At 54.5% G+C, this 25711-nt stretch carries 22 protein-coding genes; 11 read left to right on the forward strand and 11 right to left on the reverse strand.

Annotated elements, in window-relative coordinates:
• Positions 1-69 precede the first annotated feature (69 nt).
• Positions 70-354, forward strand: coding sequence for a hypothetical protein (locus G506_RS20810; protein ID WP_156904748.1), 285 nt, complete (start codon positions 70-72; stop codon positions 352-354).
• The gene (gene folD, locus G506_RS0100775; RefSeq protein ID WP_028115210.1) at positions 296-1165 is read left to right on the forward strand and encodes a bifunctional methylenetetrahydrofolate dehydrogenase/methenyltetrahydrofolate cyclohydrolase FolD; all 870 of its coding nucleotides are present in this window, start codon (positions 296-298) and stop codon (positions 1163-1165) included. The genes G506_RS20810 and folD overlap by 59 nt, the downstream gene beginning before the upstream one ends.
• A gap of 82 nt (positions 1166-1247) precedes the next feature.
• Here folD and G506_RS0100780 read toward each other — a convergent pair whose 3' ends face one another.
• The 3 genes from G506_RS0100780 to G506_RS0100790 form a co-directional block, all read right to left on the reverse strand.
• A complete protein-coding gene (locus tag G506_RS0100780; protein WP_028115211.1) occupies positions 1248-3074 on the reverse strand; it encodes a DUF885 domain-containing protein in 1827 nt (608 codons plus the stop codon).
• A gap of 181 nt (positions 3075-3255) precedes the next feature.
• Positions 3256-4284: a hemolysin family protein gene (locus tag G506_RS0100785; protein WP_028115212.1), complete on the reverse strand. Its 1029-nt coding sequence runs from the start codon at positions 4282-4284 to the stop codon at positions 3256-3258.
• Positions 4281-5657 carry a hemolysin family protein gene (locus G506_RS0100790; protein ID WP_028115213.1) on the reverse strand — a complete coding sequence of 459 codons (1377 nt, stop codon included), beginning with the start codon at positions 5655-5657 and terminating at the stop codon, positions 4281-4283. Before G506_RS0100790 ends, G506_RS0100785 begins: the two co-directional genes overlap by 4 nt.
• Before the next feature lie 280 nt (positions 5658-5937).
• Between G506_RS0100790 and G506_RS18345 the strand changes: the two genes are divergently transcribed.
• Positions 5938-6204 (forward strand): hypothetical protein, encoded by a 267-nt coding sequence (locus tag G506_RS18345; RefSeq protein ID WP_035386867.1) that lies wholly within the window; start codon positions 5938-5940, stop codon positions 6202-6204.
• Positions 6205-6211: 7 nt separating this feature from the next.
• Positions 6212-6520, forward strand: coding sequence for a hypothetical protein (locus G506_RS0100800; RefSeq protein ID WP_028115214.1), 309 nt, complete (start codon positions 6212-6214; stop codon positions 6518-6520).
• 49 nt (positions 6521-6569) lie between these two features.
• On the opposite strand, the gene G506_RS0100805 is transcribed toward G506_RS0100800, so the two are convergent.
• Entirely contained in the window at positions 6570-7169 is a 600-nt protein-coding gene (locus tag G506_RS0100805) for a DUF2238 domain-containing protein (RefSeq protein ID WP_028115215.1), read from the reverse strand.
• A gap of 197 nt (positions 7170-7366) precedes the next feature.
• On the opposite strand from G506_RS0100805, the gene G506_RS0100810 reads away from it, so the two are divergent.
• Together G506_RS0100810 and G506_RS0100815 are read left to right on the forward strand one after the other, a co-directional pair.
• The gene (locus tag G506_RS0100810) at positions 7367-8365 is read left to right on the forward strand and encodes a hypothetical protein (RefSeq protein WP_028115216.1); all 999 of its coding nucleotides are present in this window, start codon (positions 7367-7369) and stop codon (positions 8363-8365) included.
• Positions 8366-8386: 21 nt separating this feature from the next.
• Positions 8387-9421 (forward strand): Kelch repeat-containing protein, encoded by a 1035-nt coding sequence (locus tag G506_RS0100815; RefSeq protein WP_240473366.1) that lies wholly within the window; start codon positions 8387-8389, stop codon positions 9419-9421.
• A gap of 60 nt (positions 9422-9481) precedes the next feature.
• Here the strand turns inward: G506_RS0100815 and G506_RS0100820 are convergent, their stop codons facing one another.
• From G506_RS0100820 to G506_RS0100835, 4 genes are all read right to left on the reverse strand, one after another.
• On the reverse strand, positions 9482-11389 hold the full coding sequence (locus tag G506_RS0100820; RefSeq protein ID WP_028115218.1) for a monovalent cation:proton antiporter-2 (CPA2) family protein: 1908 nt from the start codon (positions 11387-11389) through the stop codon (positions 9482-9484).
• Positions 11389-11940, reverse strand: a complete 552-nt coding sequence (locus G506_RS18350) for an NAD(P)H-dependent oxidoreductase (protein ID WP_051201787.1) — start codon at positions 11938-11940, stop codon at positions 11389-11391. The genes G506_RS0100820 and G506_RS18350 overlap by 1 nt, the downstream gene beginning before the upstream one ends.
• Before the next feature lie 147 nt (positions 11941-12087).
• A complete protein-coding gene (locus G506_RS0100830; RefSeq protein WP_051201788.1) occupies positions 12088-13026 on the reverse strand; it encodes a YjjW family glycine radical enzyme activase in 939 nt (312 codons plus the stop codon).
• Between the two features lie 13 nt (positions 13027-13039).
• Positions 13040-14596 (reverse strand): YjjI family glycine radical enzyme, encoded by a 1557-nt coding sequence (locus G506_RS0100835; protein ID WP_028115220.1) that lies wholly within the window; start codon positions 14594-14596, stop codon positions 13040-13042.
• A 464-nt stretch (positions 14597-15060) separates the two neighbouring features.
• Between G506_RS0100835 and G506_RS0100840 the strand changes: the two genes are divergently transcribed.
• The gene (locus tag G506_RS0100840; RefSeq protein WP_028115221.1) at positions 15061-16002 is read left to right on the forward strand and encodes a hypothetical protein; all 942 of its coding nucleotides are present in this window, start codon (positions 15061-15063) and stop codon (positions 16000-16002) included.
• A gap of 311 nt (positions 16003-16313) precedes the next feature.
• Here G506_RS0100840 and G506_RS0100845 read toward each other — a convergent pair whose 3' ends face one another.
• Positions 16314-16757 (reverse strand): universal stress protein, encoded by a 444-nt coding sequence (locus tag G506_RS0100845; protein WP_028115222.1) that lies wholly within the window; start codon positions 16755-16757, stop codon positions 16314-16316.
• A gap of 182 nt (positions 16758-16939) precedes the next feature.
• On the opposite strand from G506_RS0100845, the gene G506_RS0100855 reads away from it, so the two are divergent.
• The 4 genes from G506_RS0100855 to G506_RS0100870 all read left to right on the forward strand — a co-directional run bounded on the left by G506_RS0100855 (position 16940) and on the right by G506_RS0100870 (position 21179).
• Complete coding sequence (locus G506_RS0100855) at positions 16940-17341, forward strand: NUDIX hydrolase (RefSeq protein WP_205619445.1); 402 nt, start codon at positions 16940-16942, stop codon at positions 17339-17341.
• A gap of 772 nt (positions 17342-18113) precedes the next feature.
• Complete coding sequence (gene gltS / locus G506_RS0100860; RefSeq protein ID WP_028115224.1) at positions 18114-19340, forward strand: sodium/glutamate symporter; 1227 nt, start codon at positions 18114-18116, stop codon at positions 19338-19340.
• A gap of 290 nt (positions 19341-19630) precedes the next feature.
• Entirely contained in the window at positions 19631-20758 is a 1128-nt protein-coding gene (locus tag G506_RS0100865; protein WP_028115225.1) for a bZIP transcription factor, read from the forward strand.
• Positions 20759-20828: 70 nt separating this feature from the next.
• Positions 20829-21179 carry a RidA family protein gene (locus G506_RS0100870; protein WP_028115226.1) on the forward strand — a complete coding sequence of 117 codons (351 nt, stop codon included), beginning with the start codon at positions 20829-20831 and terminating at the stop codon, positions 21177-21179.
• Positions 21180-21379: 200 nt separating this feature from the next.
• Here the strand turns inward: G506_RS0100870 and G506_RS0100875 are convergent, their stop codons facing one another.
• Both G506_RS0100875 and G506_RS0100880 read right to left on the reverse strand, forming a co-directional pair.
• On the reverse strand, positions 21380-24547 hold the full coding sequence (locus G506_RS0100875; protein ID WP_028115227.1) for an efflux RND transporter permease subunit: 3168 nt from the start codon (positions 24545-24547) through the stop codon (positions 21380-21382).
• Between the two features lie 15 nt (positions 24548-24562).
• Positions 24563-25699, reverse strand: coding sequence for an efflux RND transporter periplasmic adaptor subunit (locus tag G506_RS0100880; protein ID WP_028115228.1), 1137 nt, complete (start codon positions 25697-25699; stop codon positions 24563-24565).
• Between the last annotated feature and the right edge of the window lie 12 nt (positions 25700-25711).

The raw sequence follows: 25711 nt of genomic DNA on the forward strand, positions 1-25711 counted from the left end.
GGGGCGTTCGTTCAAGCGCCAACAAGCGCATTCAACACGCAAACGCCGAAGCTAGCAAGACTACCATAGTTGTCTTCCATTGATGGGCTGTTGTGCGCCGATAACAGCCGTTGTAATGGGCAAAACTGTTTCGCCATTGGCTTGATAATCTTGGCTTATATCACTCGCGGTAATAGCGATAAGAGGATGGCCGTTGCGGCGCTGCTGGCGAATTTAATTGCCTACTTTGATACGCGCTTTGTTACTCTGTGGCGCGAAATTCCTTTAGAACAACAGAAACGAACAGGAAACAGTGATGAGCGCGCAACTGATCGACGGCAAAGCCCTATCTCAACAACTGCTGCTGCAGATTAAGCAAGAGGTCAGCGCCTTGACCGCGCAAGGCCAAGCAGCGCCGTGTTTGGCGGTGGTGTTGGTGGGGGAAGATCCAGCCAGCCAAGTGTATGTGCGCAATAAGTTGCTGCAATGCGAGGCGGCGGGGATTGTCAGCATTGAGCGCAAAATGGACGCGAGCACCAGCCAAGCTGAGCTGCTGCAAGTGATCGACGAGCTAAACCAAGATGCCAGCGTCCACGGCATTTTGGTGCAGTTGCCGCTGCCAGCGCAGATCGATCCGCAAGCGGTGATCAACGCCATCGATGCCAGCAAAGACGTTGACGGTTTCCACCCACACAACATGGGCTTGCTGCTGGCGGGTTCCGACGAGGCGTTTATCCCGTGCACGCCGCTGGGCTGTTTGCTGATGCTGAAACACCTTGAGCTGGATCTTGCCGGTAAACATGTGGTGGTGGTCGGGCGCTCTAACATCGTCGGTAAGCCAGCGGCGCTGTTGGCACTGCAACAGCACTGCACCGTGACCATGGTGCATTCACGCTCGAACGACATTGAAGTGCTGTGCCGCCAAGCGGACATTCTGATTGTGGCGGTTGGCCGCCCTGAGATGGTCAACGCCGATTGGGTTAAGCCAGGCGCAGTAGTATTGGATGTTGGTATCAACCGCATCGAGCGCGACGGCAAGTTCAAACTGGTGGGCGATGTTGATTTCGCCTCGGTGGCGCCGATCGCCAGCGCTATTACCCCAGTACCGGGCGGCGTCGGGCCAATGACCATCGCTTGTTTGCTGCGTAACACCTTGCAGGCGTACCAGCAGCAAAACGGCGAGTAAGCGCGAACAAGTGACGAATAGCAAAAACGGCACCCAACCTGGGTGCCGTTTTTTGTGCTTGTTGCGCTGGTTATATCGCGTCTTAACTTTTGGCGGCCAGTTGATTCTTGCCGGCGATATAGCGTTCGACATTACGCTCCAACAGCGACAGTGGTAGCGCGCCGTCTTTTAAGATTACATCATGGAACTCGGCCAGATCGAAGTCATCGCCCAGTGCCTGCTGGCTGCGCTCGCGCAGTTCTAAGATCTTAATCATCCCCACTTTGTAAGCGGTGGCTTGGCCGGGCATGACGATGTAACGCTCGATCTCAGAGACCACGTCGGATTGGGCCATGCCGGTGTTGGCGGCCATGTACTCAATCGCTTGTTCGCGAGTCCAACGTTTGTGGTGGATACCGGTGTCGACCACCAATCGTACCGCCCGAAATAGCTCGCCACCTAAGCGACCGAGGTTATCCAGTGGCTCAGATTGAAAGCCCATCTCCCACGCTACTTGTTCGGCGTACAGCGCCCAGCCTTCGACGTAAGCGGTAAATGGCGACATCTTGCGAATGAACGGCAGTCCTTCCAGTTCCATGCTGATGGCAACTTGGAAGTGATGGCCGGGCACCGCTTCGTGGTAGGCGAGGGTGCGCATGCCGTATTTCGGAGTGGCTTTAATGTCCCACAGATTGGCGTAGAAACGGCCGGGGCGCGAGCCATCGAGCGCCGGTTGTTGGTAGTAGGCGCCGGGGGCGGTTTTTTCTTTGAATTCAGGAATACGCAGCACTTCGACGGTGGCTTTGGGGCGAATGTTAAAGGCGCTGTCGATGCCAGCGTCGATCTCATCGATGATCGCCTGATAGTCGGCCAAGATCTGGGCGCGACCTTCATCGGTGTCGGGGTAGTAATGTTTGGGATCGGCGGCTAACTCTGCCATCGCGGCGGTAAAGCCCGGCTCAATATCGATGCCCTCGGCGGCCAAGATCTGCATCATCTCGGCCTGTAATCGTGCCACTTCGCTTAAGCCCAGTTGATGGATTTGGTCTGGGGTGTAATCGGTGGTGGTGAACAGTTTCAAAGATGCGGCGTAGGCGGCCTCGCCGTTAGGTAGGTGCCAGAAGCCATCATCGTTGCCCGCTTTCGGCGCTAATTCAGTGAAATAGTCGATCAGCAGTTGATAGGCTGGATAGACCCATTGCTCGATGTTGCTGGCGGCGGTGGCCAACTGCTGCTGTTGCTCAGCCTCGGTCAGTTCGGTATCCGCCAGTTTGGTCGCCAACGAGGTGTAGAGGATGTTGTCGCTGGCTGGTGTGGCAACGAAGGCGGTCATCTCATCCAGCACTCGGTCGATCACAAACCGCGGCGGGATGATCCCTTTCTGTTCGCGCAGGGTCAGCCCTTGCAACGCTTGGGTAAACTTGGTTTTTACCGCTTGCAGACGGGCGTTGTAGTTGTCAGCGTCCTCTGCGTCGGTGACCAAGTGCTGGGCATCCATAAAGGTCGGATAACCATTTTGCAGGCCGAACAGTTGGTTAACTGGGTAGTTGTGGTAGCGCAGCGCTTCGGTTTCGAGGGCGTAATCCAGCAGGTAGTTAGTCACATCGGCACTGAGCTGCTGATCGACCGGCAGATTGTCATACAAGCTCAGCGAGTATTTCAGATCGCGAATTTGCTGATAGAGCTTATCGGCGGACTCTGGGCTGGCATCATCCAGTTCGGCGTTATGGCCTTTAATGCCGAGGGATTCGAGAAAGCCCAAGGAGGTGAGGGTTTCTGGACTTTGCATGCCGACTTTAATCAGTTCGCGATCCAGCAGCGAGCGTAAAAATACCGGTTTATCGGCGTACCATTCGTGGGCGGCAAATCCGCCGGCGGCGACGGTAACCGTCAGCAGTGAGCCACCAACTATTTTCAACAGCTTTTTCATTCCTTTGTTCCTGTTGTTCATCGAGTTGTCGCTAACCTACGGCATGTAAATTGTTGCCTCAAATAAAATCACAGCCGGAAGTGGTTTGAAGGGCATTGTTTTGTAAGGAAGTTTTGTAAGGAAATAAAAAAGCACGGCCGAGGCCGTGCTTGTGAGGATTAAGCGGTATTTGCGTCAGCGGTTAGCTTGCGGTTGCCGCTTTAACGCTGCTTGGCAATACCCGTTTGAGGATATCGGCCAAGGTCACGATGCCGATCATCTGCCCGTTTTTGCGTACCACTGCCAGCTGCACGCTGGCTTCGCGCATCCGTGCCATCGCTTCATACACTGGAGTATTAGCGTTAAGCACAAAGGCTTTGCGGGCGATCTCTTGCGCTGGGCGCTCGGCTGGCTCCAGCAGGGTGTCACGTACGTGTACCACCAGTGGCTTAAGACCTTTCTTACCAGACACCAGAATCCGCATGTGACCGGATGCCATCGCTTTGGCGCGAACTTCGGCGACGGTGGCGTTTTTGTCGACGTGGGCCATCACCTGATCTTCAGTGACCAGCGATTCCACTGGGATCGAGCTGAGATCGATCAGGCCAGAGAGCTGGCGTTGGGTCTCGGTGTTAAGCGTACCGGTTTGGCCTGAATGCTCTACCAACTGACGAATGGTGTTGATGTCGCGACCACCCACAGCGGCACTGTCGACCGGTTCGACGCCTGACGCGCGTACCAGTCGGTTGGCCACGTGGTTTACGCCGTTCAGCAGCGGTCGCAGCGGCCAGACAAAGGCGCGCGCTGAAATGCCGATCGCCAATGCAGAGCGTTCAGGGTGTGCAATCGCCCACGATTTTGGCGCCATCTCACCGACCACCAAGTGCAGGAAGGTTACGATGAACAGCGCCAAACCGAAGGCAGCACCGTCAGCCAGCCACTCTGGTAGCCCCATGCCCAGCAGCACCGGACCTAAGAATTGATCGACCGCCGGTTTGGTAATGGCACCCAAGGCAAAGGTACAGAAGGTGATCCCCAATTGGGCACCGGCCAACATCATGGTCAGATCGTTCATGCCACGCAGGGCGGCGCGAGCCGAGGCACTTTCCAGCGCCAGCTCTTCCAAGCGGTGACGGCGAGCACCCAGTAGGGCGAACTCAATGATCACAAAGAAACCACTGAGGACAATCAGGGCGATGGTCACTAAGGTGACGATGATTGGATCGTTCATTGTTCACCCTCCGGCATTGGTTGCTCCAGCAGTTTAACGCGTACCTCGGTTGGTACATGGCGCTCGATGCGCAAAACGTTTACCTCAAGTTGACGCAGCATTGGCTCGCCAGCGGCCAGCTCAGATGGGTCGATTGGCAGAGTGATGGTTACGGTATCGCCTTCGGCAGGCAGGGCGCCAAGTTCGGCGATAAGCAGACCGGCGATGGTTTCAACGTCGCCTTCCGGCAGATCGTAATCGATGGCGCGAGTAACTTCGTCCAAGTGAACGTCGCCGTCCATTAACCAGGTGTTGTTGCCTTCAAAGGTGACCGCGTCGCCTTGATCGGCGTCGTGTTCATCGGTGATTTCGCCAACAATTTCCATCGCCAGATCTTCAATCGACAGTACCCCAGCGAAGCCGCCGTATTCGTCGATAACACAGGCGAGTTGACCGGTGGAGGTTTCTAACTGCTTTAATGCCTCCGGCAGGCGCATTAGAGTCGGCAGTACCGTGGCCGGACGCATTACCGAAGCAACGGTGCCATCGTGATTGCCATCTTCCATGCGCGCCAGTACGTCAGCCAGATGCACTACGCCAACTGGGGCATCGTCATCGTTCACTACTGGGTAGCGGGTGTGGGCTTTGGCCATCTGCGCCAGCAGATCAGTCAGGGTGGTTTCTGGTTCAACCCAATCCACCTGTGAACGTGGCACCATCGCGTGTTCGACGTCGCGCTCTGGGAAGTCGAGGATCCGATCCATGATCAGCGACAGCTCTACTGGGATGTCGCCGCTGTCGCGGGAGTTGGCGATGATGTGGTGCAGATCTTCTTCTGAAGCGCTGACGTCCAGATCGTGGACCGGCTCAATGCGCACTGCCCGCAACAGCAGGTTAGCGGCTTTGTCGAAGAAGCTGATGATCCAGCCAAACACCGACATGTAGATCAAGGTCGAACGAGCCAACAGACGCGCCATCGGTTCGGAGTTGGCGATGGCCAAGTTCTTTGGATAAAGCTCACCAAAGACCATCTGCACCAACATCGCGAATACCAGCGTGACGATGGTACCGATAGCGGTACCAGCTTCTAAGGTAAAGCCGAAGTTTTGCAGCAGTTCGCCCATCGCTTTACCCACCAGTGGTTCAGCAACGAAACCCAGTACCAGACCGGTTACGGTGATCCCGAGCTGGGCGCCAGAGAGCATAAAGCTGGTGCGTTTGGTAACGGCGAGTGCCCGTTGGGCGGCTTTGTCACCGCTGTCAGCCAGAGCAGCTAAGCGGGCGCGATCGACCGCCATATAGGCGAATTCTTGGGCAACGAAATAACCGTTAGCGGCGATAATTGCCAGAATGATCGACAGGCCTAAAAGAAGTGTCAGGAGGGGTTCAATCATGGTAGCCGCCTCGTAGTTGGGAGAAAGAGGTCAACAAGCTACACATTCGATCGGGGTTGGGGTCCACTGGGTTTTCCTAAGTTAAAACAGGCTCGACAGTATATTTGCCCGACAGTGTTGTGGTCTAGCTTTGGTTAAGTTTATCGACAGCTACGGTCTAGAACTATGTCAGTTTTGACACATCTTCGCTGCTTTCGCGCAAAATCAACTTACAAATCACGGTTGCTAACCGTCGTAACACCATGATTAGTTGCTGTTATTGGAGTCGAAAGGAGACGCAATGGAAGAGGTAATCGGCGCAGGATTACTAAAGCTGATAAGGACCATCGGACGCTATTTAGGTTACCTGGTGATTGAAGTGATATTCGACACCGTCTGTTACTGCATCGGTTGGGGGCTGGTGCGGTTGCTAACGTTTGGCCGCTACCCACGACGGCCACTAAGGGATCTCCACCATAGCAGCGTTGCCGCCGATCTGGCGCTATCGCTTATTGGCGCCTTGACGTTGGTGCTGGCAGTGAGCGCAATCGCGCATTTTGGAGGCTAGGGCGCCGATGAAGTTGTTGCGACTAACGTTACTGACGCTGCTAATTCTGGCATTGCTGCTGGTGGCAAGCATCATCAGTTTTAGCATCGGCATGGCGCAATTTGAATCAGCACAGCCCCAGTTTTCTTGGTTGCAGTGGGGCTGTGACGCAGTCGTTGGGTTGTTAACTTGGCCAACGCGATGGTTGTGGACCCCGTGGGCGTCGACGCACCTACCGAACAGCTTTGAATGGTTACTGTTGCTGGTTAACTGCGGCTTGTGGGCGCTGCTGATTAACTGCGCTGCCCATTGGGTGACTCGTGGTGCCAGTCGTTGACCGTTGAGCATAGAGAAACAAGGCGACCTTATGGTCGCCTTATCATCGGTTAGCTCAGTGATGCCAGTTGCCGGTCGTGGCGGCGGCTCAACAGCAATAAGCCTAAGATGGCGCCAATCAGCGCTAACATCATGTCCGATTGAGTGTCCCAAACGTAGCCTTGGGTTCCGAGGAATGCCTCGGCATCTTCGCCGGTGGCCGCGGCCACCCACCATTCAATCAATTCATAGAAGGCACTAAAGGCCAGACAGAAACTGACGGCGAGGAAGTTACGCCAAGCGGCACCGTTAATTACCTGATTTCGGATAAAGATTTCGCGGGCAATCATTACCGGAATAAAGCCTTGGGCCAGATGGCCTACTTTGTCGTAGTTGTTGCGCTCAAAGCCAAACCACTCTTTAAAGTAATCAAACAGTGGCACCTCGGCATAGGTATAGTGACCGCCGATCATCAAAATCACGCAGTGCAGTAAAATCAATTGATACAACAAGGGCGTTAATGGGTAGCGGTTGATGGTCAGCAGCAGAATTACCGCTCCGATCATCGCTGGCAGTACCTCTAAAAACCAGGTGAACTGGTCTTTGGGATGGTAGCCAGACCACAGCATTACCACGGTGAAGATCACCGCCCACACAATTTTGTTTGTCATCGGTGCGCTCATTTGCAGAAACTTTCGCCAAAGTGTACCAAAGGCCAAGTGAAAGCACCGTTAAAGGTTAGCTAACTGACTAATTTGCAAGCAGTCTAGTGTGGCTTCGGGCTAGGTTTTGGTGAACTTTGGCCAAGTAAATGCAACCAACTAGTGATGATGGTAGTGTGCCACCGAATCAAATTTAGGAATGTTCGATGTATAGCGACGATGATTTAGACGCCGCGGTGAAAGCCGAGGTGATCAGCCAGCAAAGCGCTGAAGCGCTGCGCCAATTTTGGCAACAACGCCATCACAGCAGCCATGTTGATGGTGAACACTTTAAGCTAGTGACCGGCTTTAACGACATCTTTGTGGTGATCGCCTGCGTGATTTTGCTGACCGGTATTGCGTCACTGGCCGACGGCTGGGTTGCTGGACTATCGGGGGCGGCGACCGCCATCGCGGCGTGGCTGTTGGCGCTGTTTTTTGTGCTGCGCAAAAAGATGGCGCTACCGGCGATTGCGTTGCTGGTGGCCTTTGTTTGGGGCGTTTACAGCTCGGTTGAAGAGCTGATGGTGATGCTAAGTCCGGCGGATCGGGCAGTACCGGCGGGCATTGCGGCGGCGCTGGCGGCCTTTATCCATTGGCGCACCTTTAAAGTGCCAGTGACCGTTGCGGTTGGCGCCTTAGCGTTGGTTGTCGGGGTGGCAACCAGTTTATTGGCGGCGTTCCCAGAAGCGATTTTCTCTCTCAATGTGATCTGCTTGGTGACCGGTTTAGGCTTGTTCGCTTGGGCACTATGGTGGGACTTTAGCGATCGCGAGCGTCGTAACTATCGCTCGGATGTGGCGTTTTGGCTGCATTTGATCGCCTCACCATTGATTGTGCATCCGATTTTCTACGCCTGTGGTGCCTTTGATATCGACATTGGCATCGGCCAATCGGTGGCGATCTTGTTGGTGTACATGGCATTGGCGGTGGTGTCATTGCTGATTGATCGACGGGCGATGTTGGTATCGGCATTGGTGTATGTGATTTCGGCGCTGGCGACCTTGCTGGACGATCGCGGTTTTATCGGCCAAGGGGTTACCGTCACCGGTTTGGTGTTGGGGCTTGGTTTGGTGGCCTTGTCGATCGGTTGGCACCGCTTGCGGGCACTGCTGGTAAAGCAAATGCCAACCTCGCTACAACGGCGATTGCCGGTCGCGAAATAACCCCAACATAAGGATAACTATATGAAACGGATTTCAATGTTAGCGGTGGCCGTAGCGCTGCCAACGATGGCGACGTCACTGCCGCCGTTGCCAGAGCCGGTAGCCAATAATGCGGTTGCCACGGTGAGGGTAGACGATCAGCAATATCTGCTGAGTTTTAATGGGCTAGGTAGCGGTAAAGGTTACCAGGATGTGCACGCACGAGGCTTTGGCTTAAAGCTGGGCGATAACCAATGGCAGCGCTTGCCGCCACTGCCGGACTCGCGCCAAGGGCGACTGGCATCGGTCGCCGTAGGCGTTGGCCAATACGCCTATCTGTTTGGCGGCTATACGGTTGAGGCCGATCATAGTGAGGTGTCGCTGCCGGATGTTTATCGTTACCAGCCGCGGACTCAGCAATATCAACGGTTGGCGCCGATGCCAGTACCGGTGGATGATGCGGTCGCCATCGCCTACCAAAATCGCTACATCTATCTGATCTCCGGTTGGCATAACGACGGCAATGTTAACTTGGTGCAACTGTATGACAGCCATCGCGACCAGTGGTCACAGGCCAGCCCATTTCCCGGTAAGCCGGTGTTTGGCGCGGCTGGTGCACTCAGCGGCCATTCCATGGTTGTCTGTGATGGGGTGAAGGTGGATTACTTTGCCGACAAGCGCCGCAAGTTCAGCGACGAAGCTGCCTGTTATCGCGGTGAGATTGATGTCGATAACCCCAACCGCATTGATTGGCGTGTGCTGCCACACCCCGATGGCAATAGCCACTATCGGATGGCGGCGGTGGCGGGCCACCAAGGGCAACAGTTGTGGTTTATCGGTGGCAGTGATAACCCCTACAACTACGATGGTATCGGTTATAACGGCCAGCCATCGGCAGCGTCGGCGCGAATCGCCCGTTTTGACGTTGGCGCGAATCAATGGCTTGAGCCGCTGAAGATGAATCGTGCAGTGATGGATCTGCGTGGTGCGGTTGATGTCGCTGGTCGCTGGTATCTGCTTGGCGGCATGGGCGCCAACCAGACGGTGCTAGCCGATATCACTCCGGTCAAAGAATAGAACCAACAACAAGTAAAGGGCGCTGTAACCAGCGCCCTTTGTTTTGGGTTCTTTCTCTATCTAGAACTTGTCGGCGTAGCCTTTAGGTGGCGGCGTCCACGCCCGTTCGGTGCTGGTTTCTTGGTTGTATTGATCGGTGCCCATCGCCTGTCGGAGTTGGTCCTCTACTTCGATAAACAGCTTGCGGTAGTTATTATCAAAGCGCTCGCCGCTGCTGTCATCCAACCAGGCGGCGTACAGTTGATCCGAGCCTTGCCGTTCGATCTTTTTGAAGGTCGCCAGTTTGCGCTCAACTTGATAAGGGTGATTACCCAGTTCGCGCATGGCGCTGGCACCAAGCTCAAGCGCGCTGCAAAGCGTCTCTTTGATGATGGTGTGCGCGCCCGCTTGGCGCAGGCGGTAGGCATGGCCGCGATCGTACGCGCGGGCCAAGATCCGCACATGCGGATGGGCGTGACGAACGTGCTTAACCAAGGTGATCGCCGCTTCTTGATCGTCAATGGCGACGACCAGCAGCTTGGCGTTGTCGATGCCGGCGGTGTGCAGCAGCTCCGGTCGGGTGGCGTCGCCGTAATACGCCTTGATGTTGATCTGCCGGAGTAGATCAATCTGATCCGCTTGGTGATCCAGCACCACGGTGGGGATGTCGTTGGTCACCAGCATACGATTAACGATCTGGCCGAAGCGGCCAATGCCGGCGATGATCACCGGTCCTTGGGTATCGATGGTGTCGGCTTCGCGATCGTTACTCTGCTTCTGATAACGCGGCAGAATCACCTTATCAAACAGGATAAATAACGCTGGGGTAAGGAACATCGACAGTGCCACTACCAAACTTAAGGTTTCCACCAGATCCGCTGGTAATACGTGGTTTTGGCTAGAGAACGACAGCAGCACGAAACCAAATTCACCGGCTTGTGCCAGCGATAGCGCAAACAGCCAGCGATCGGCCCGTTTAATCCGGAAGATCACCGCTAACAGCGCCAGTACCAACCCTTTAAGCAGCATCAAGCCGAGGGTGATGGCGATGATTAAGCCAAATTGGTCGAACAGGATCTCAAACTTAATGCCGGCGCCAACGGTGATAAAGAACAGCCCCAGCAGTAAGCCTTTAAAGGGATCGATGCTCGATTCCAGTTCATGGCGAAATTCACTGTTGGCCAGCACCACACCAGCGAGGAAGGTGCCAAGAGCAGGGGATAACCCCACCAGCGACATCAGCGCGGCGATGCCAATCACCATCAACAGCGCGGTGGCAGTAAGGATCTCACGCAGTCCCGATGCGGCGACGTAGCGCATCAGTGGGCGCGTTAACACGTGACCGCCAACAATCACCACCGCAATAGCGCCGACGATTGCCAAGGCGTAGCCCCAGGTTGGTAGATCGGCCACCAAGCTGAGCTCTGGGTGATGTTCGGCGCTGGCTTGTAAGGTCGATGCCGCCTCGACCAATTCTGGAATGGCCAGCAGTGGAATAGCGGCTAGCATCGGGATCACCGCGATGTCTTGCATCAGCAATACCGAAAACGCGTTTTGGCCGCCCTCGGTGCGGGTTAAGCCTTTCTCATTAAAGGTTTGCAGTACAATCGCGGTGGAGGAGAGCGACAGCAGCAGACCGATAGTTACCGCCACTTGCCAGGGTTGATTCAACAGGTAGGTGATGCCGCCGACCGCGGCGGCGGTTAAGCCCACTTGCAGGCCGCCGAGGCCTAGCAGACGGTTACGCATCTGCCACAGCATCTTCGGTTCCAACTCCAGCCCCACCAGAAACAGCATCATCACCACCCCAAATTCGGCAAAGTGCTGAATGGTGACGGTTTCATCGCCGACTAAGCCGACGACCGGACCGATCACCACCCCGGCGATGAGGTAGCCGAGCACCGAACCGAGGCCTAAGCGCTTAGCCAGCGGTACGGCGATCACTGCCGCCAACAGATAGATAAAGGCTTGCAGAAGATAGCCGGTCATTATGCGCCTCCAACCAGTTGATTTAAGTGCACCTGCCAATCCACCAAGTGCTGTGTTAGGCCACCATCATCACGGGCGGTGCGGGCGCCAAACAGGGCAAATGGGGGCAGAAATTCCATGCCGGTCATCCGCGCCATCTGCTCCAGTGGCCGCATTAGCTCGTCAATGGTGAAGTGGTTATAGCCTTCGGCGTGGTAGGCATCGGCTTTGCCGCCGGCGGTTAGCACCAAGCCGAAGCGTTTGCCGTGCAGGGCGGTGCCATCGCGGCCGTAGGCAAAGCCATATTCCAGCACCAAATCTTGCCACTCTTTTAAAATCGCTGGGGTGGAATACCAGTACAGCGGGAATTGAAACAGAATGGTGTCGTGTTCAAGCAAGCGCTGCTGTTCACGGTCGATGTCGATGTTAAAGCGCGGGTACTCGTGATAGAGATCGACAGCAGTAATGCCGGTGATTTTTTGCGCGATTTGAAACATCGGCGCGTTGATCTCGGAGCGATGGTTGGTTGGGTGTGCCATCAATAGCAACACCTTGTTGGCTGAGGTAGTCATAAACCCCCATGGGAAGTAACAAAATAACCGATGTTGACCAACAGATTAGCGTGCAAACAGCAAATTGATTAACAAAAAATGCCGCAACCTTACGGGGGCGGCATCTAGATCAATGACGGTTCAGTTACACGGACAAAGCCGATTCGATTAATCGACGCGGATCACCTTGGTTGGCACTCCTGCCTGATTCAGTTGCGCCTCAATGGCATCAATCCGTGCCGCTGAGGTTGCTGGATGCTTGGCGGCAAACTCGCCCCGGATGCCATGATGGTGGAAGCGATTTAGTCGCAGCACCGGCAAGTTTGGCAGTCGCTGATACAACGCAATCATCGCCGCGATTTCGGCCTCAGAGTCGTTGACTCCTTCAATCACCAACCAACGCAACTCAGCCAGTTTGTTGGCCTGAGCCAGCATTTCGGCACTGGCCAACACCAACTTATTGCTGCGGCCGGTCAGGTAACGATGGGTGTCATCATCAAAGGCTTTGATATCCAGCATCACGCCATCGATGTGTGGCAGCAGCAACTGCCAACGCTTGTCGTTAACCAGACCGTTAGAGTCCAGCAATCGGGTCAGATGGCTGGTATCCGGATGCACCGCCAACTGTTTCGACAGTTCGGCCAAAAACGGCGCTTGCAAGCTGGCTTCACCACCGGAGTAGGTGATGCCATCGAGCAGCAGCGCTTGCGCAGCGATCTCGTTAACAACTTGGCTGACGCTCTGGTACTGGGCGGTTGGATTACCGCCACGGGGGCATTGCTGCACGCAGGTATCACAGCTTTGGCAGGCCCGCAGATCGCACTGACGCTGATTATCGACAAAGCGAATGGCGTTGGCCGGGCAGTGGCTTTGGCAGTCGTGGCAGTTGTTACACTGGCCAATGGTTTGTGGGTTATGACAGTTGCCGCAATTCATATTGCAGCCCTGCATAAACAACACCAAACGACTGCCGGGACCATCAACCACGCTAAATGGCAGCAAACGGCTGATGTGGCCGATTGGCCCCAGCTTTACTTTGCCTAAGCGGTTGCCTGGCGCCGCTGCAGTGGCCAGCGGCACCAATGGCTTCAGCGCGGTAAATTGCATTACCACTGTTGTGTTACCACAGCGCCGATGGGTGCTGTTCGTGGCTGACGGTGCGGAACTGGCGATCCAAAATCTTCACCACATCAACCGCTTCGGTACCCAGCACGGTGGAGTTGTGACGCTCCGCCTGTTGGCGCTGTTTCTCGATATCCGAGCGACGCACCATAAAGCCGGTGATGCGGATCAGATCCACGTCCGACAGGTTGGCGGTAAATATGCGCAGACCCAGTTTGAACCCGCCTTTAACCAGACGGGTTAGTGCTTCTGGGTTGGAGCGTACGGTTGGCTCCAGCGGGAAGATGTCAGATACGCCGCCATCGAAGTACTTATGCAGCGGTGCCAAGCTCTTGATGTGAGATACGGTGTCTGGCTCGGTACCTACTGGGATACGAGTGCCTGCGGTCTCTTCGGCGTCGGAGGAGATCCCGGATTGGCTGTGGAATACCGGTTTATTGCCGATGCAGTAGATCATCTCGATGTTGTCTACCTGAGCGCGGTAGGCGGCGATGATCTGCTCGCCCAGATCGGTGGCTTCCTGATCGAGACCGTAACGGCCAGATTTGCCTTGGGCGTCCATCAGTTGGTTTACCAATTCCGCCAGACCGTAGATCCCGAACATCGCTGAGAATTTCTCGAGCGATACCACCCCTTCCTTACACAGGAAATAGCTGTCGTAGAACTTGGACTCTTCCACTAAGTAACGAATGCGGTGGCGCATGCCATCGTCCATCAGCTTGGCGCACTGCGGTACGGTGTTGTTGAGGTAATCCGCGACGGTGCCATCACACAACTTAAAGCTGTTCATCAGGTTCAGACGCAGCAGGGTGTGGCTGCCGCCGCCCAGTGGCAGCGAGTTGTAGCAACTTACTACGCCGTAGTCGCTGCAGACGTCGTTATTGAAGTCGTGCTTAACCAGATCGTGGTTAACGATGTGTGGCTTGTTGCATTCGATGATGTTGTTCACCAGCACCTGCAGCAACTCTTCTGGGGTCTCTTCCAAACTGAAGCGGAAAGTCAGGTTTGGTACGGACTGCTTTAGGCTGGCATCCACTTTCAAAATGGTGCGGCCGATACGGCTATCCATTGGCCCTAAGTTGGCGTGCACGAAGGAGTCCGGCAGGGTGCGATCAAGGTATTGCCAGAATAGACGGATCTTCTGCTCTAACTCTTCGTCGCTGTGCTCGGCAGTAACAAACGGCTCCAGCAGCTGATCCAGGTGGCCCAAGAACACCGGGTAGGTGGTCACTGATGGCACGTTTTGGTACAGGATCGACAGGAAGTTGATCGCTTCATCCAAATTGGTTGGTGGCGCCAATTCTAGGAATTCACTGCCTTGCTTCATTGCCACGGCGTAATCTGGCAGCACGTAGCGTGGCTTAAATGGGGTTGGGCTTTCGTGCATGTCATGCAAGATGCCATCAGCAAAGGCTTGCTCCACCTCGGCGCTAAAGTTCGGCTTTGGCATCGCCGCTTCCAGCAATTGTGCCAGTGCCAATTGCTTCTGCCCTTGGGTTAGGTTTGGGTTACAGATCTGCGCTAATGCAGCTTGTTGTAGTTGTTCTAAAGACATAACGAAACACCGTACTTAAGTTGCAGCGAGTGTAACCGCCAACGCCTGTGAAGCCATGTTCAATTGTGTCGAAATTGTGCCCCAGATCGCTAATTTGCCGAATGTTATTCAGTTTGGGTTGAGTGGCTCCCTGCCTAGGTTTGTTGCTGCTGTCAATTTGTGTGATTCATTTAGGGAAAAAAGTTGGATCTGAGCCCAGTGCTGGTGGTCAAGGGTGAGAGTCCTCGCATCTTATTAAATTCATCGGCGTTAACAATCACAGCTGCGATCTAAAACAAGGTTCTGATGGTCAGGGTTGCTCTACAGTTGGCTAAGTATTAGCGAACGTCGCTGTACTCAATTCAGTGCTTGGTCAGCAAAGTGATTCGTTGGGTGAGTCCGCTGCTGCCAGAGGCTAGGGCGGAATGCCACTGCGAACGTTTTGGTTGTGACTAAAGCGCCAATCGCATGCAAGGAGGAAGGGCATGAGCCAGCCAATGACACCATCTCGTGGCCAGCTAGAACTGCGGATCGAACACGGCCGCATTGCTGAATGCCACCCTCAATTGACGTTGCCGGACGTGGCATCGCTTCTCGACGGATTATCCTACCCACAGGTACTGCAGCAACTGAAACAGATGTTTGTGCAATGCGGTGAAGCCCAACGTTGGGCGGCGGTGTCGCTGTTGGAAGCGGAACTGGAGATCAGCACTGCTACCCAAGCTGCGCGTGCGCAAGCGTTGTGGTTAGAGTGGCTAAGCGAGCACAGTTGGCAGCTGTGGCGCTGCGCCCATTTGGTGCTGCCCCACAGTGATGAACGAGCCGCAATGCACAATCAGTGGCGTCAGCAGTTGGCGGCGATCCGCGCAGAACTGGCGGTAGAGCGGCATCAGATCGGTGCCGAGGTTAGCCCAATTGCGATGCCCGATCTGTCCGATTGGCGTGATCAGTGGTGTCAATTGGTCTACGAACCGTTACTGGATGAGATTGCCGCCCACGATTGGTCACAATGTTTTGTTAGCAATAGCAGTGACGTTAAACAGCTCGAATCCGGGCCAGCGCATCGCCAACATATGGGGGATGTCTCCATCAGCGACCGTTTAGAGGCGATTTGGACTGAACTGTGGCACGCCGCTGCTTGGGCGTTACATCCAGAGGAGGTCGCCAGCCCCTTGCAAGAGCCTGGGGTGGTTAACGCCGCCTGCGGGATCATCAGCCATCACTGCGAATGGGATGACGGCGAAGCCGGATTTTATGAGATTGAGCTGCCGATCGTCAGTGCGGTAGAGAGCATCCGCCACAGTTTGTTGGGTAAGGCGTTCGTCGACAGTGCCGCTTGGCGTCGCGGCTTGAGCTTGTGGCTGCAATCTCATGAGCCCTGCATTGAGCTGGAACTGGAGTTTGTTGACGGTTTAGGCGACCAATAAAGCAATTAAGGCCAAGTGCAGTGCACTTGGCCTTTTTAGGGCGTGTTGACCTTTGTTGTATATTTTTGCGCCCATTGTTGGTTACTTTTGACAGCAATTTGCTCTTGGTCGGTTAATCTTGCTGTTCAGAGATCACTGAGGGGCGCCTTACAGGGTCGGACTAGCAGCTATCACTCTTCGTCATACGATTTCGACGTAGAGCCACTATGCCTTCAATCGCAATCCTCGATTGACAGCCGCTATCCTCGACCAAATTCTGAACTCCAAACGTCAACACGCCCTAGTTATTAGTTGGCACCTATTTGAAAAAACTAGCCTTTTAGACGCACCGACAGCACATCACAATGGGCGTGATGCAATACCGAATTGGCGGTGCTGCCAAGCAGCAACCGCAGACCGGATTGCCCGTGGGTACCAAGTACGATCAGGTCGACCTTTAGCGCTTTCGCCAGTTTGGTGATCTCTACCGAGGCATGACCATCGACCAAGTGTTGCTGTTCAGTGCCAACTCGCAGTGAATCCGCCATCTGCTGTAGCTTGCCTTGATAGTGCTCGTGCATCCGTTTATCCATGGTCAGGATCTGATCAGCAAACCCCAATCCTTCGACGGTGTATTCGGCGCCAATCGGCTCCATCACATGCAGCAGATGCAGTTCCGCGCCAAACTTATCGGCAAGCTCGTGCCCCTTTGCGATAACGGCGTCGTTGTCGGGGTGAAAATCGACTGCAAGCAATACCTTTTGATAGTGACTCATGTTGCCTCCTAGCGCCGCGAGCGGCTGTCGCTGAACCGTTGGGTTCAGAATGAATTCAACTTATGTCACCACAATTAGCGCGCCGTGATCTTGCGCCAAATCAACCGACAGTGGTGATAGCAACACTGGTGTCACTGGCCACAAGCGAGTAAGGTGCTGGCGCATTTTTTAAGGAGATCATCGTGGCAAATCATATTGATAAATTAGCTTGGCTGCATATCAAAGACGGTAAAGTGTTGTGCGTGCGCTCCCATGGCAAGCAGATGTATTACGTTCCCGGCGGTAAACGTGAAGCGGGGGAAACTGATCAGCAGGCGCTGCTGCGGGAAATTGAGGAAGAGTTGCAGGTTAAGCTGTTGCCGGAGTCTGTGCGCGCTTATGGACAATTCAGCGCTCAGGCTGACGGCAAGCCAGTAGGAACCTTGGTTAAAGTCAGTGCTTATCAGGCCGATTTTAGTGGTGAGCTAACCTGCGCTGCGGAAATTGCCGAGATGGCATGGCTGGATAGCAGCGACCTAGCTAAGTGCTCGGTAGTGGTGCAACTGCTGTTTGCTGATCTGCACGCTAAGGGACTTATTAATTAAGTGACACCTAACTTAGTCTGCTGCGCCATTTCTTTGCGCTAGCGCATTGGCGTTGGCAATTAAATGGTGGTTATTTAATTATTGCGCAGTAGACTGCAGTTGAAAGGCGTTATCCAGAGTGGCATACCCCTTGTATCACTCTACCGTCACTTACCAGCGACCTCGCGCCTCTGCCACCACGTGACTTTCGTGCTTTCACACTGGTGGCGAACCCGACGCCGAATCACTCTGCTAACCAAGGCGTCGGGTTCTGCTTCGGCAGTTGCTTGTTTGCACCTGCTACTCCTCTTATTACCATCTCTTGCTCAGTTGACTATTGCTTTAAGGCGATGATGATTTGCCGCTGTTGTCTTAATTGAGCGATTAATCTGATGATATTGCCGCGTCAGAGTTTCCTGACAGATTGAACTATCGTTCAGTTTCTTCTGCTAAAATTGGCGCAAAATTCAACCAAAATGGTCAAAAACTGAGTGATTTGTTATCGCCTTTGACCATAGTTGCGGTGCAAGTTATCGAAATTGGCGGATAAATGTTGCGCAACTTTAGTGGCTGTTTTGTTCAAAAGTGCGGGTGACTTCAAAGTTTACTTTGTTGACTCGCGCTATGGCGGTAGATTTCGCTTGCGAACGTTGGCGAGGCGCATTGATGATAGCTTTTTAGTGCTAGGCCAGCGTTAATGTCGTATCGCTAGGAAGGTAATACGGTTGGCTTAAGCATAATAACAAGCGCATCGAAGGGACGCCGGCGCAATTTAAGTTTGGTTTGTGACTTTATGAATCAGGTAATTTCTGTCGGCGCGCTGGAATCATTTATGATTGCCATCAGCGTGCTGTTTCTCGGTCATATCATCAGCTCTTGGCTGCCAGTATTAAAACGTTTCAACATCCCTGAGCCGATTGTTGGTGGTTTGGTGGTTGCTTGCGGTATTACGGCATTGCACTTTAATGGCGTTGATCTGACCTTCGACCTGCCGCTGCAAAACACCTTTATGCTGATGTTTTTCGCCACCGTAGGTTTGGCGGCCAATTACACCCAGCTGGTTAAAGGTGGCGCTAAGGTATTTCTGTTCTTAGGCTTGGCATCACTGTGTATCGTGATGCAGAACGTGATTGGCGTGTCATTGGCATCGCTGCTGGGGCTGGATCCGTTAATGGGCCTGCTGGCCGGTTCCATCACCCTGTCTGGTGGCCACGGTACCGGTGCCGCGTGGTCGGCGACCTTGGAGAATACTTACGGGTTAAGCAATACCCTTGAGATCGCCATGGCCTCCGCGACCTTTGGCTTGATTGCTGGCGGCATTATCGGTTCGCCGGTGGCGCAGCGTCTGATCGAAAAACGCAATCTGAAATCTGGCTACGTGTGTTCCAGCCATAATCGTCGCCAGCACCCAGAAGAGGTGACCTACAACGAGTATGAAGAAGACAAAGTCACCGCTAAGAAGGTGATTGAGCTGCTGTTCATCATGCTGTTGTGTGTTAACGGCGCTAAGTACCTTGAAGGCTTCGTCAAAGGCTTTGGCATTGCTTGGCTGAACATCCCAGATTTCGTGTACGCGCTGTTTATCGGGGTGGTGATCACCAACCTGCTGGAAGTGACCAAGGTTCGCAAAATCGAAGCGGAAACCTTGGACGTACTGGGTACGGTGTCGCTGTCGCTGTTCTTGGCGATGGCGCTGATGAGCCTGAAACTGTGGAACATTTTTGATCTGGCGATCCCATTCCTGATCATTTTGACCATTCAGTCCATCGCCATCGGTCTGTTCTGTTACCTGATCACCTTCCGAGTGATGGGGGCCAACTATGATGCGGCCACTATCGCTAGCGGTCATTGTGGCTTTGGCCTTGGGGCAACGCCGACGGCGGTGATGAACATGGGCTCAGTGGTTAACCGTTATGGCCCGTCACCACAGGCGTTTATGGTGGTGCCGATTGTCGGGGCGTTCTTTATCGACATCGTTAACCTGATCATTCTGCAAGGGTTCTTGGCGTTTATTGTCTAGCACGATTGAGAATGCGCTCGCCCCCAAGCACTTTGCGGCTTGGGGGCGTTTTCGTTTTAAGTGCCAGTAAATTCATCCAAGTTGTCGTTATTGTCAGCAAGTTGCTGTATTGCTGAGCGTTAAGTACCTTGCCACAGGTGGATTGATTTACTTTTTCGACACTTTTCTATAGCCTCGCGGCACTTGAGCTTTTACTAAAAACCAGCGCTGGCGCGGTTTTGGTGGGCTTTTCCTCTTTTTTTCTGCGGCGGTTTTGGCTGGTCGTAGGACGGCAACACCGAATACATTCAATGAACTACCAACATCAACTTAGCCATCGCTACCCTAAAGGCGGGTTTGCCATGGCCAGCGTTTACGCCTTTACTGGCGCGGCGATCGTCACCTCTACCATTTTCTCGTTGCTGCTATTTTTGTCGATTGATGACGATCCATTGATGAAAGCGCTGTTTGGTGGCTTGGCGATCATCTTTGAAGCCGGCAAGTTCTACGCCTGGTACGAGTTCGGCGAGCGTCGTTCTCACGGCAATCTGTTTGGCGCGTTAAACGCCTTTGGTTTCTATCTGGTGTTAGCGATCATCTCGATTGGTGGCAGTATTGGCGGCATCAACAGTGCCACTAATACCGCCCAAAGCCATATGGCGGTAGCGCAGTCGAAAATCGATTCTTACAACCACCAGATTGAAACCATCGATCAGCAGATCGAGCTAAACAACCAAGCGGCGGCTAAATACATCGAGATGGAGCGCATCGCCAACGGCGTAGCGCGGATCCAAGCCGAGAATAAAAAGCTGCGGGCCGAACAACAGCGTTTGGCGGAAGAGCGTGATGCGCTGCCACCGGTGGCACAGGGATCAGTACTGGGGCTGATTGACAGCCTGGCCAAGGCCTTGGGCACCACATCCGCGCAGGCGCAGTTGCTGCTGGTGGTGTTCTTGTCAATTTTGCTGGATCTGTTCGCGGCCTTTTTCGTTGGCGTGATTGGTGAAGAGGTGCGTTTCCGCCATTACTACCAGCGTAATCAGATGATGACCATTGACGACATCAGTGAGGTGTACGCCACCAGCAGTTCGTTCTACCTGCCAAGTTACGAGCAGGGCAGTCCGGCGGCGCAGCCGAACGTGGTGTATGACTCGGTGGTTGGCGATACCGCAACCGCGGCTGCAGAGGCAACCATTGTGGTCGAGCCAACGGCGATGGCCGCAGAAGCGCAATCCCAGCCGCAGCAGCCAAGCCGCGAGCAGCAGATCCGTGAGGCGTTGGCCAGCGGCAACATTACCTGCACTAAAAAGGCGGTAGCCCGTCGTTTTAAATTGACCAACGAAGAGGTCGATCAGCTGTTTATCGAGCTGATCAATGAAGGGATGTTGGGCAAAAAAGCCAACAACCACTACCACTGGATTGGTCCAGTTAGCGCATAATTGCCAACAGGCAGCAAACGATTTAAGGCAGCCACGAGGCTGCCTTTTTGTTATTAGAAAAGAGGTCGTAATGAGCATCACCCGTATTAATCCAAGCGAAAAATGGTCGGATGTGACCGTGTTTAACCAGATGGCCCACTTTGTTGAGGTGGCTGAAGACACCAGCGCTGACTTTGCAGGTCAAACCCTGCAACTGTTTGCGCAAGCGGAACAGAATCTGGCACTGGTGGGCAGCGATAAGTCCAAGCTGATCTCGGTCACCATCTACGTTACCGATTTCACCAATTTAGCGACCTTTAATGAGCTGTGGGTGCAGTGGCTGCCACAGGGCTGCGCCCCAAGCCGTGCGTGTTTGAAGGTGGAACTGGCGGATCCGGACTATCTGGTTGAGATCGCCTTTGTTGCGGCCGCAGACGTTTGATTGACGTTGCCAGTTATTGGTGAGTAGTCGTTAGTTGCCAGTGATTAGCTGTTAGTCGTCAGTGACCAGTAGTTAGTTGTCAGTGATTAGTTGTTAGTAAGAGCCACAGCTAGAGCCCAAGCCATAGCAGGCATGAGTTGCTAAATACTAAAAAGCCCCGCATTGGCGGGGCTTTGTTGTTCTAAAGCTCAGGTTAAGGCTTATTGGCCTTTAGCCGCTTGCTTGGCCAGTTTGCGGGCTTGTTTCTGCTCGCGGGCTAGCTGACGCTCTTGTGGGCTGAACAGACGCTCAACAATCACGAAGAACAGCGGTACGAAGAAGATCCCCAAGAAGGTGGAACTGATCATGCCGCCGAATACGCCGGTACCAATCGCGTTCTGAGCACCAGAACCTACGCCGGTACTGATCGCCAGTGGTACAACACCCAGACCGAACGCCAGCGAGGTCATCAGAATTGGGCGCAGACGTACGCGTACTGCGTGCAGAGTCGCATCGAACAGCGAGTCGCCTTTTTCGTAGTATTCCTTGGCGAATTCCACAATCAGAATGGCGTTTTTGGTCGCCAGACCCACGGTGGTCAACAGGCCTACTTGGAAGAATACGTCGTTGGTTAGGCCACGGCCGTAGGTCGCCAGCAGCGCACCGATGATCCCCAGAGGCACCACCAGAATTACCGCAAACGGCACCGACCAGCTCTCATACAGTGCTGCCAGTACTAGGAACACCACCAGAATCGACAGCGCGTACAGGGCAGGGGCTTGGTTACCAGACAGACGTTCCTCGTAAGAGAGACCGTTCCAAGAGATCCCAAAGCCCGGCGGCAGCTGTTGCGCCAGCTCTTCCATGGTGGCCATCGCCGCACCGGTACTGAAGCCCGGAATGGTGGCACCTTGGATGTTCATCGCAGGTACACCACCAAAGCGTTCTAGACGAGGCGCAGCGTATTCCCAGTGGCCAGTGGCGAATGCCGAGAACGGCACCATTTGACCTTGGTTGTTGCGTACGTGCCACTTGTCCAGATCTTCCGGCTGCATCCGGTACTGGTCTTCACCTTGAACGAATACCTTCTTAACGCGGCCGCGATCGATGTAATCGTTAACGTACGCGCCACCCCAAGCAGTTGCCAGCGTGGCGTTAACGTCATTGATGTTTAGACCCAGGGCGCGCAGTTTGCCGTGGTCAATATCCAGTTGGTACTGTGGCGCATCTTCCTGACCGTTCGGGCGCACGCCCACTAGGTTGGGATTCTGAGCCGCCAAGCCCAGCAATTGGTTACGGGCATTGGTTAGCGCTTCGTGGCCTTGACCGTTCTTATCTTGCAAGAACAAGTCGAAACCACCGGCCGTACCTAGCTCCATTACCGCAGGCGGTACAAAGGCAAAGGCAAAGGCTTCTTTGATGGACATGAAGTAGCCCATGGCACGGTTAGCCACTGACTGTACATCTTGACCTGGCTCGGTACGCTCATCCCACGGTTTCAGGCCGATAAACGCCAGACCCATGTTTTGACCCATACCGGCGAACGAGAAGCCCGATACCGCAAATACCGACTGAACGTTTTGTGCTTCGGATTCCAGCATGTAGTTGCTGATTTTATCCATCACCTTAACGGTCGACTCTTGGGTAGAGTTTGCCGGCAGGATAACCTGGCTGAAAATTACCCCTTGGTCTTCATCCGGCAAGAACGCGGTTGGCAGACGGGTAAATACCCACGCGGTCGCCGCTACCAGCACCAAGTAGATGATGAACACTCGGCCAGTACGACGAATGATCGACGCCACGCTCGCTTCGTAGCGGTTGGTCAGGCGATCAAACCAGCGGTTAAAGGCACCAAAGAAGCCTTTGTTGGTCAGGCCATGGCCTTTCTCAATTGGCTTGAGCATGGTGGCACACAGGGCAGGGGTCAGAATTACTGCTACCAGTACCGATAGCGCCATCGCGGAAACGATGGTGATCGAGAACTGACGGTAGATAACCCCGGTAGAGCCGGCCATAAATGCCATCGGTACAAATACCGCCGACAGGGTCAGACCGATACCCACCAGTGCGCCAGTGATCTGGCCCATCGATTTGCGAGTCGCTTCCAGTGGGCTTAGACCCTCTTCGGACATCACTCGCTCAACGTTTTCCACCACTACGATGGCGTCATCCACCAACAGGCCGATGGCCAGTACCATCGCGAACATGGTCAGTACGTTGATCGAGAAACCGGCAACGAACAAAATCCCGAAGGTACCCAGCAATACCACCGGTACCGCGATCATCGGGATCAGGGTCGCGCGGAAGTTCTGCAGGAACAGGTACATGATCAGGAACACCAGCACGATCGCTTCCAGCAGGGTCTTGACCACGCCTTCGATCGATTTGCTGACGAACGGGGTAGTGTCAAACGGCAGTACCACATTCAACCCTTCTGGGAAGAATGGGCGCATCTCGTCCACTTGGTTCATTACCGCTTCGGCGGTGGCCAGCGCGTTAGCGCCGGTGGCCAGCTGGATCGCCATACCGGATGCTGGTTTGCCGTTGTAGAACGCCTGCACCATGTAGTTTTCAGCGCCGACTTCCACCTTGGCAACGTCACCCAAGAATACCTTGGCGCCGTTGGCGTCCGACTTCAGCACAATTTGGCGGAACTCTTCGGCGGTTTGCAGGCGGCTTTGCGCGGAAATGGTGGCGTTGAGCTGCTGCCCAGAGACGGACGGGGTACCACCTAGCTGACCGGCCGATACCTGGGCGTTTTGCTCACGGATGGCCATCACGATGTCGCTGGAGGTCAGTGAGTACTGCTCCAGTTTCAGCGGATCCATCCAAACACGCATGGCGTACTGGGCACCGAACAGCTGTACGTCACCAACACCAGCCACGCGGCTCATTGGATCCAGTACGTTCGCGGCTACGTAGTCGGCGATGTCCGATTCGTTCATCGAACCGTCTTCCGACACGAAGCCCAGTACCAGCAGGAAGCCAGCACTGGTCTTAGCCACGCTCACACCTTGTGCCTGCACTTCTTGCGGCAGCAATGGCATCGCCAGCTGCAGTTTGTTCTGCACCTGTACTTGGGCGATGTCTGGATCCGCTTCGGCGTTGAAGGTCAGGGTGATTTCGGCGTTACCAAAGCTGTCACTGGTGGACTTGATGTAGCGCAGATGATCCAAACCGGTCATCCGTTGTTCAATCACCTGCGTCACCGTGTCTTCTACGGTTTTAGCCGACGCGCCCGGGTAGTTAGCGGTAATTGCCACCGTTGGCGGGGCAATGCTTGGGTACTGGGACACCGGCAATTTGGTAATTGCCAAGGCCCCCGCAAGCATAATGATGATGGCGATCACCCACGCGAAAATGGGGCGATCGATAAAATAGCGAGCCATAAACCTGCCTTTACCTTATTGAGCCGCGACGGTGGTGATCTCGGTTGCCGCAACCGGCGCGCCTGGGCGGATCTTCTGCAGGCCGTTAACGATCACTTGGTCGCCATCCTTCAGACCATCGGTGATCAACCATTGGTTGTTGATCACTTCGGCGGTTTGTACCGGGCGAGCTTCAACGGTGTTGTCTTTGCTCACGACCATCGCCATACCTTGGCCTTTCGGGGTGCGAGATACCGCTTTTTGCGGTACCAAAATGGCGTTTGGTGCGGTGCCAACATTGACTTGGGCACGCACAAACATGCCTGGCATCAGCAGGCCATCTGGGTTCGGGAACTCGGCACGCAGGGCTACGCTGCCCATACCTTGATCGACGGTCACTTCAGAGAACTGCAGTTTGCCGGTGTGAGGGTACACGCTGCCATCTTCCAAAATCAGGGTGATGGCATCGTTTTCGGCAGCAACCAGGTCGCCGCTGGCTAGACGCTGCTTCAGGCGCAGCATCTGGGCGCTGGACTGCACCATATCAACGTTAATTGGATCCAGTTGGGTGATCATCGCCAACGCTTGCGCTTGGCCGGCACCCACTAGTGCACCTGGGGTAACCGCAGATTTGCCGATGTAACCAGAGATCGGTGCTTCTACTTTGGTGTACTGCAGGTTGATCTCAGCGGTGTGGATGGCGGCTTTAGCTACCGCTACGCCAGCTTGCGCTTGCAGGTAAGCCGCTTCCGCTTGGTCAAACTCTTGCTGACTGACAGCGTTGGTTTTTACTAGATCACGGTAACGATCGGCGGTGGCCTTAGTGGACGCCAGTTGCGCTTTGGCTTGTTCTAGCTGAGCTTTAGCGCTGACCAGAGTCGCTTCATATAACGCATCGTCGATTTGGTACAGCGACTGACCGGCAGTCACCTTGCCGCCTTCAACAAACAGCCGCGATTCGATCAAGCCATTAACCTGAGGGCGCACTTCTGCTTGCTGATAAGCGTGGCTACGGCCTGGCAGCTCAATGGTGATGGTTTGAGGGGCGCTGACAACGTTAATGACATCGACCGGTACGCTTTGTGGGGCACCTGGGCCTTGAGCGTAAGAAGTGCCGCTGGCAACCAACAGCGTGGCTGCAATTGCCGAGGCAAGAGTGCGCATTTGCCGCATCTGAACTCCTGA

It is taken from the genome of Ferrimonas senticii DSM 18821 (assembly GCF_000422665.1).
GTDB classification, from domain to species: domain Bacteria; phylum Pseudomonadota; class Gammaproteobacteria; order Enterobacterales; family Shewanellaceae; genus Ferrimonas; species Ferrimonas senticii.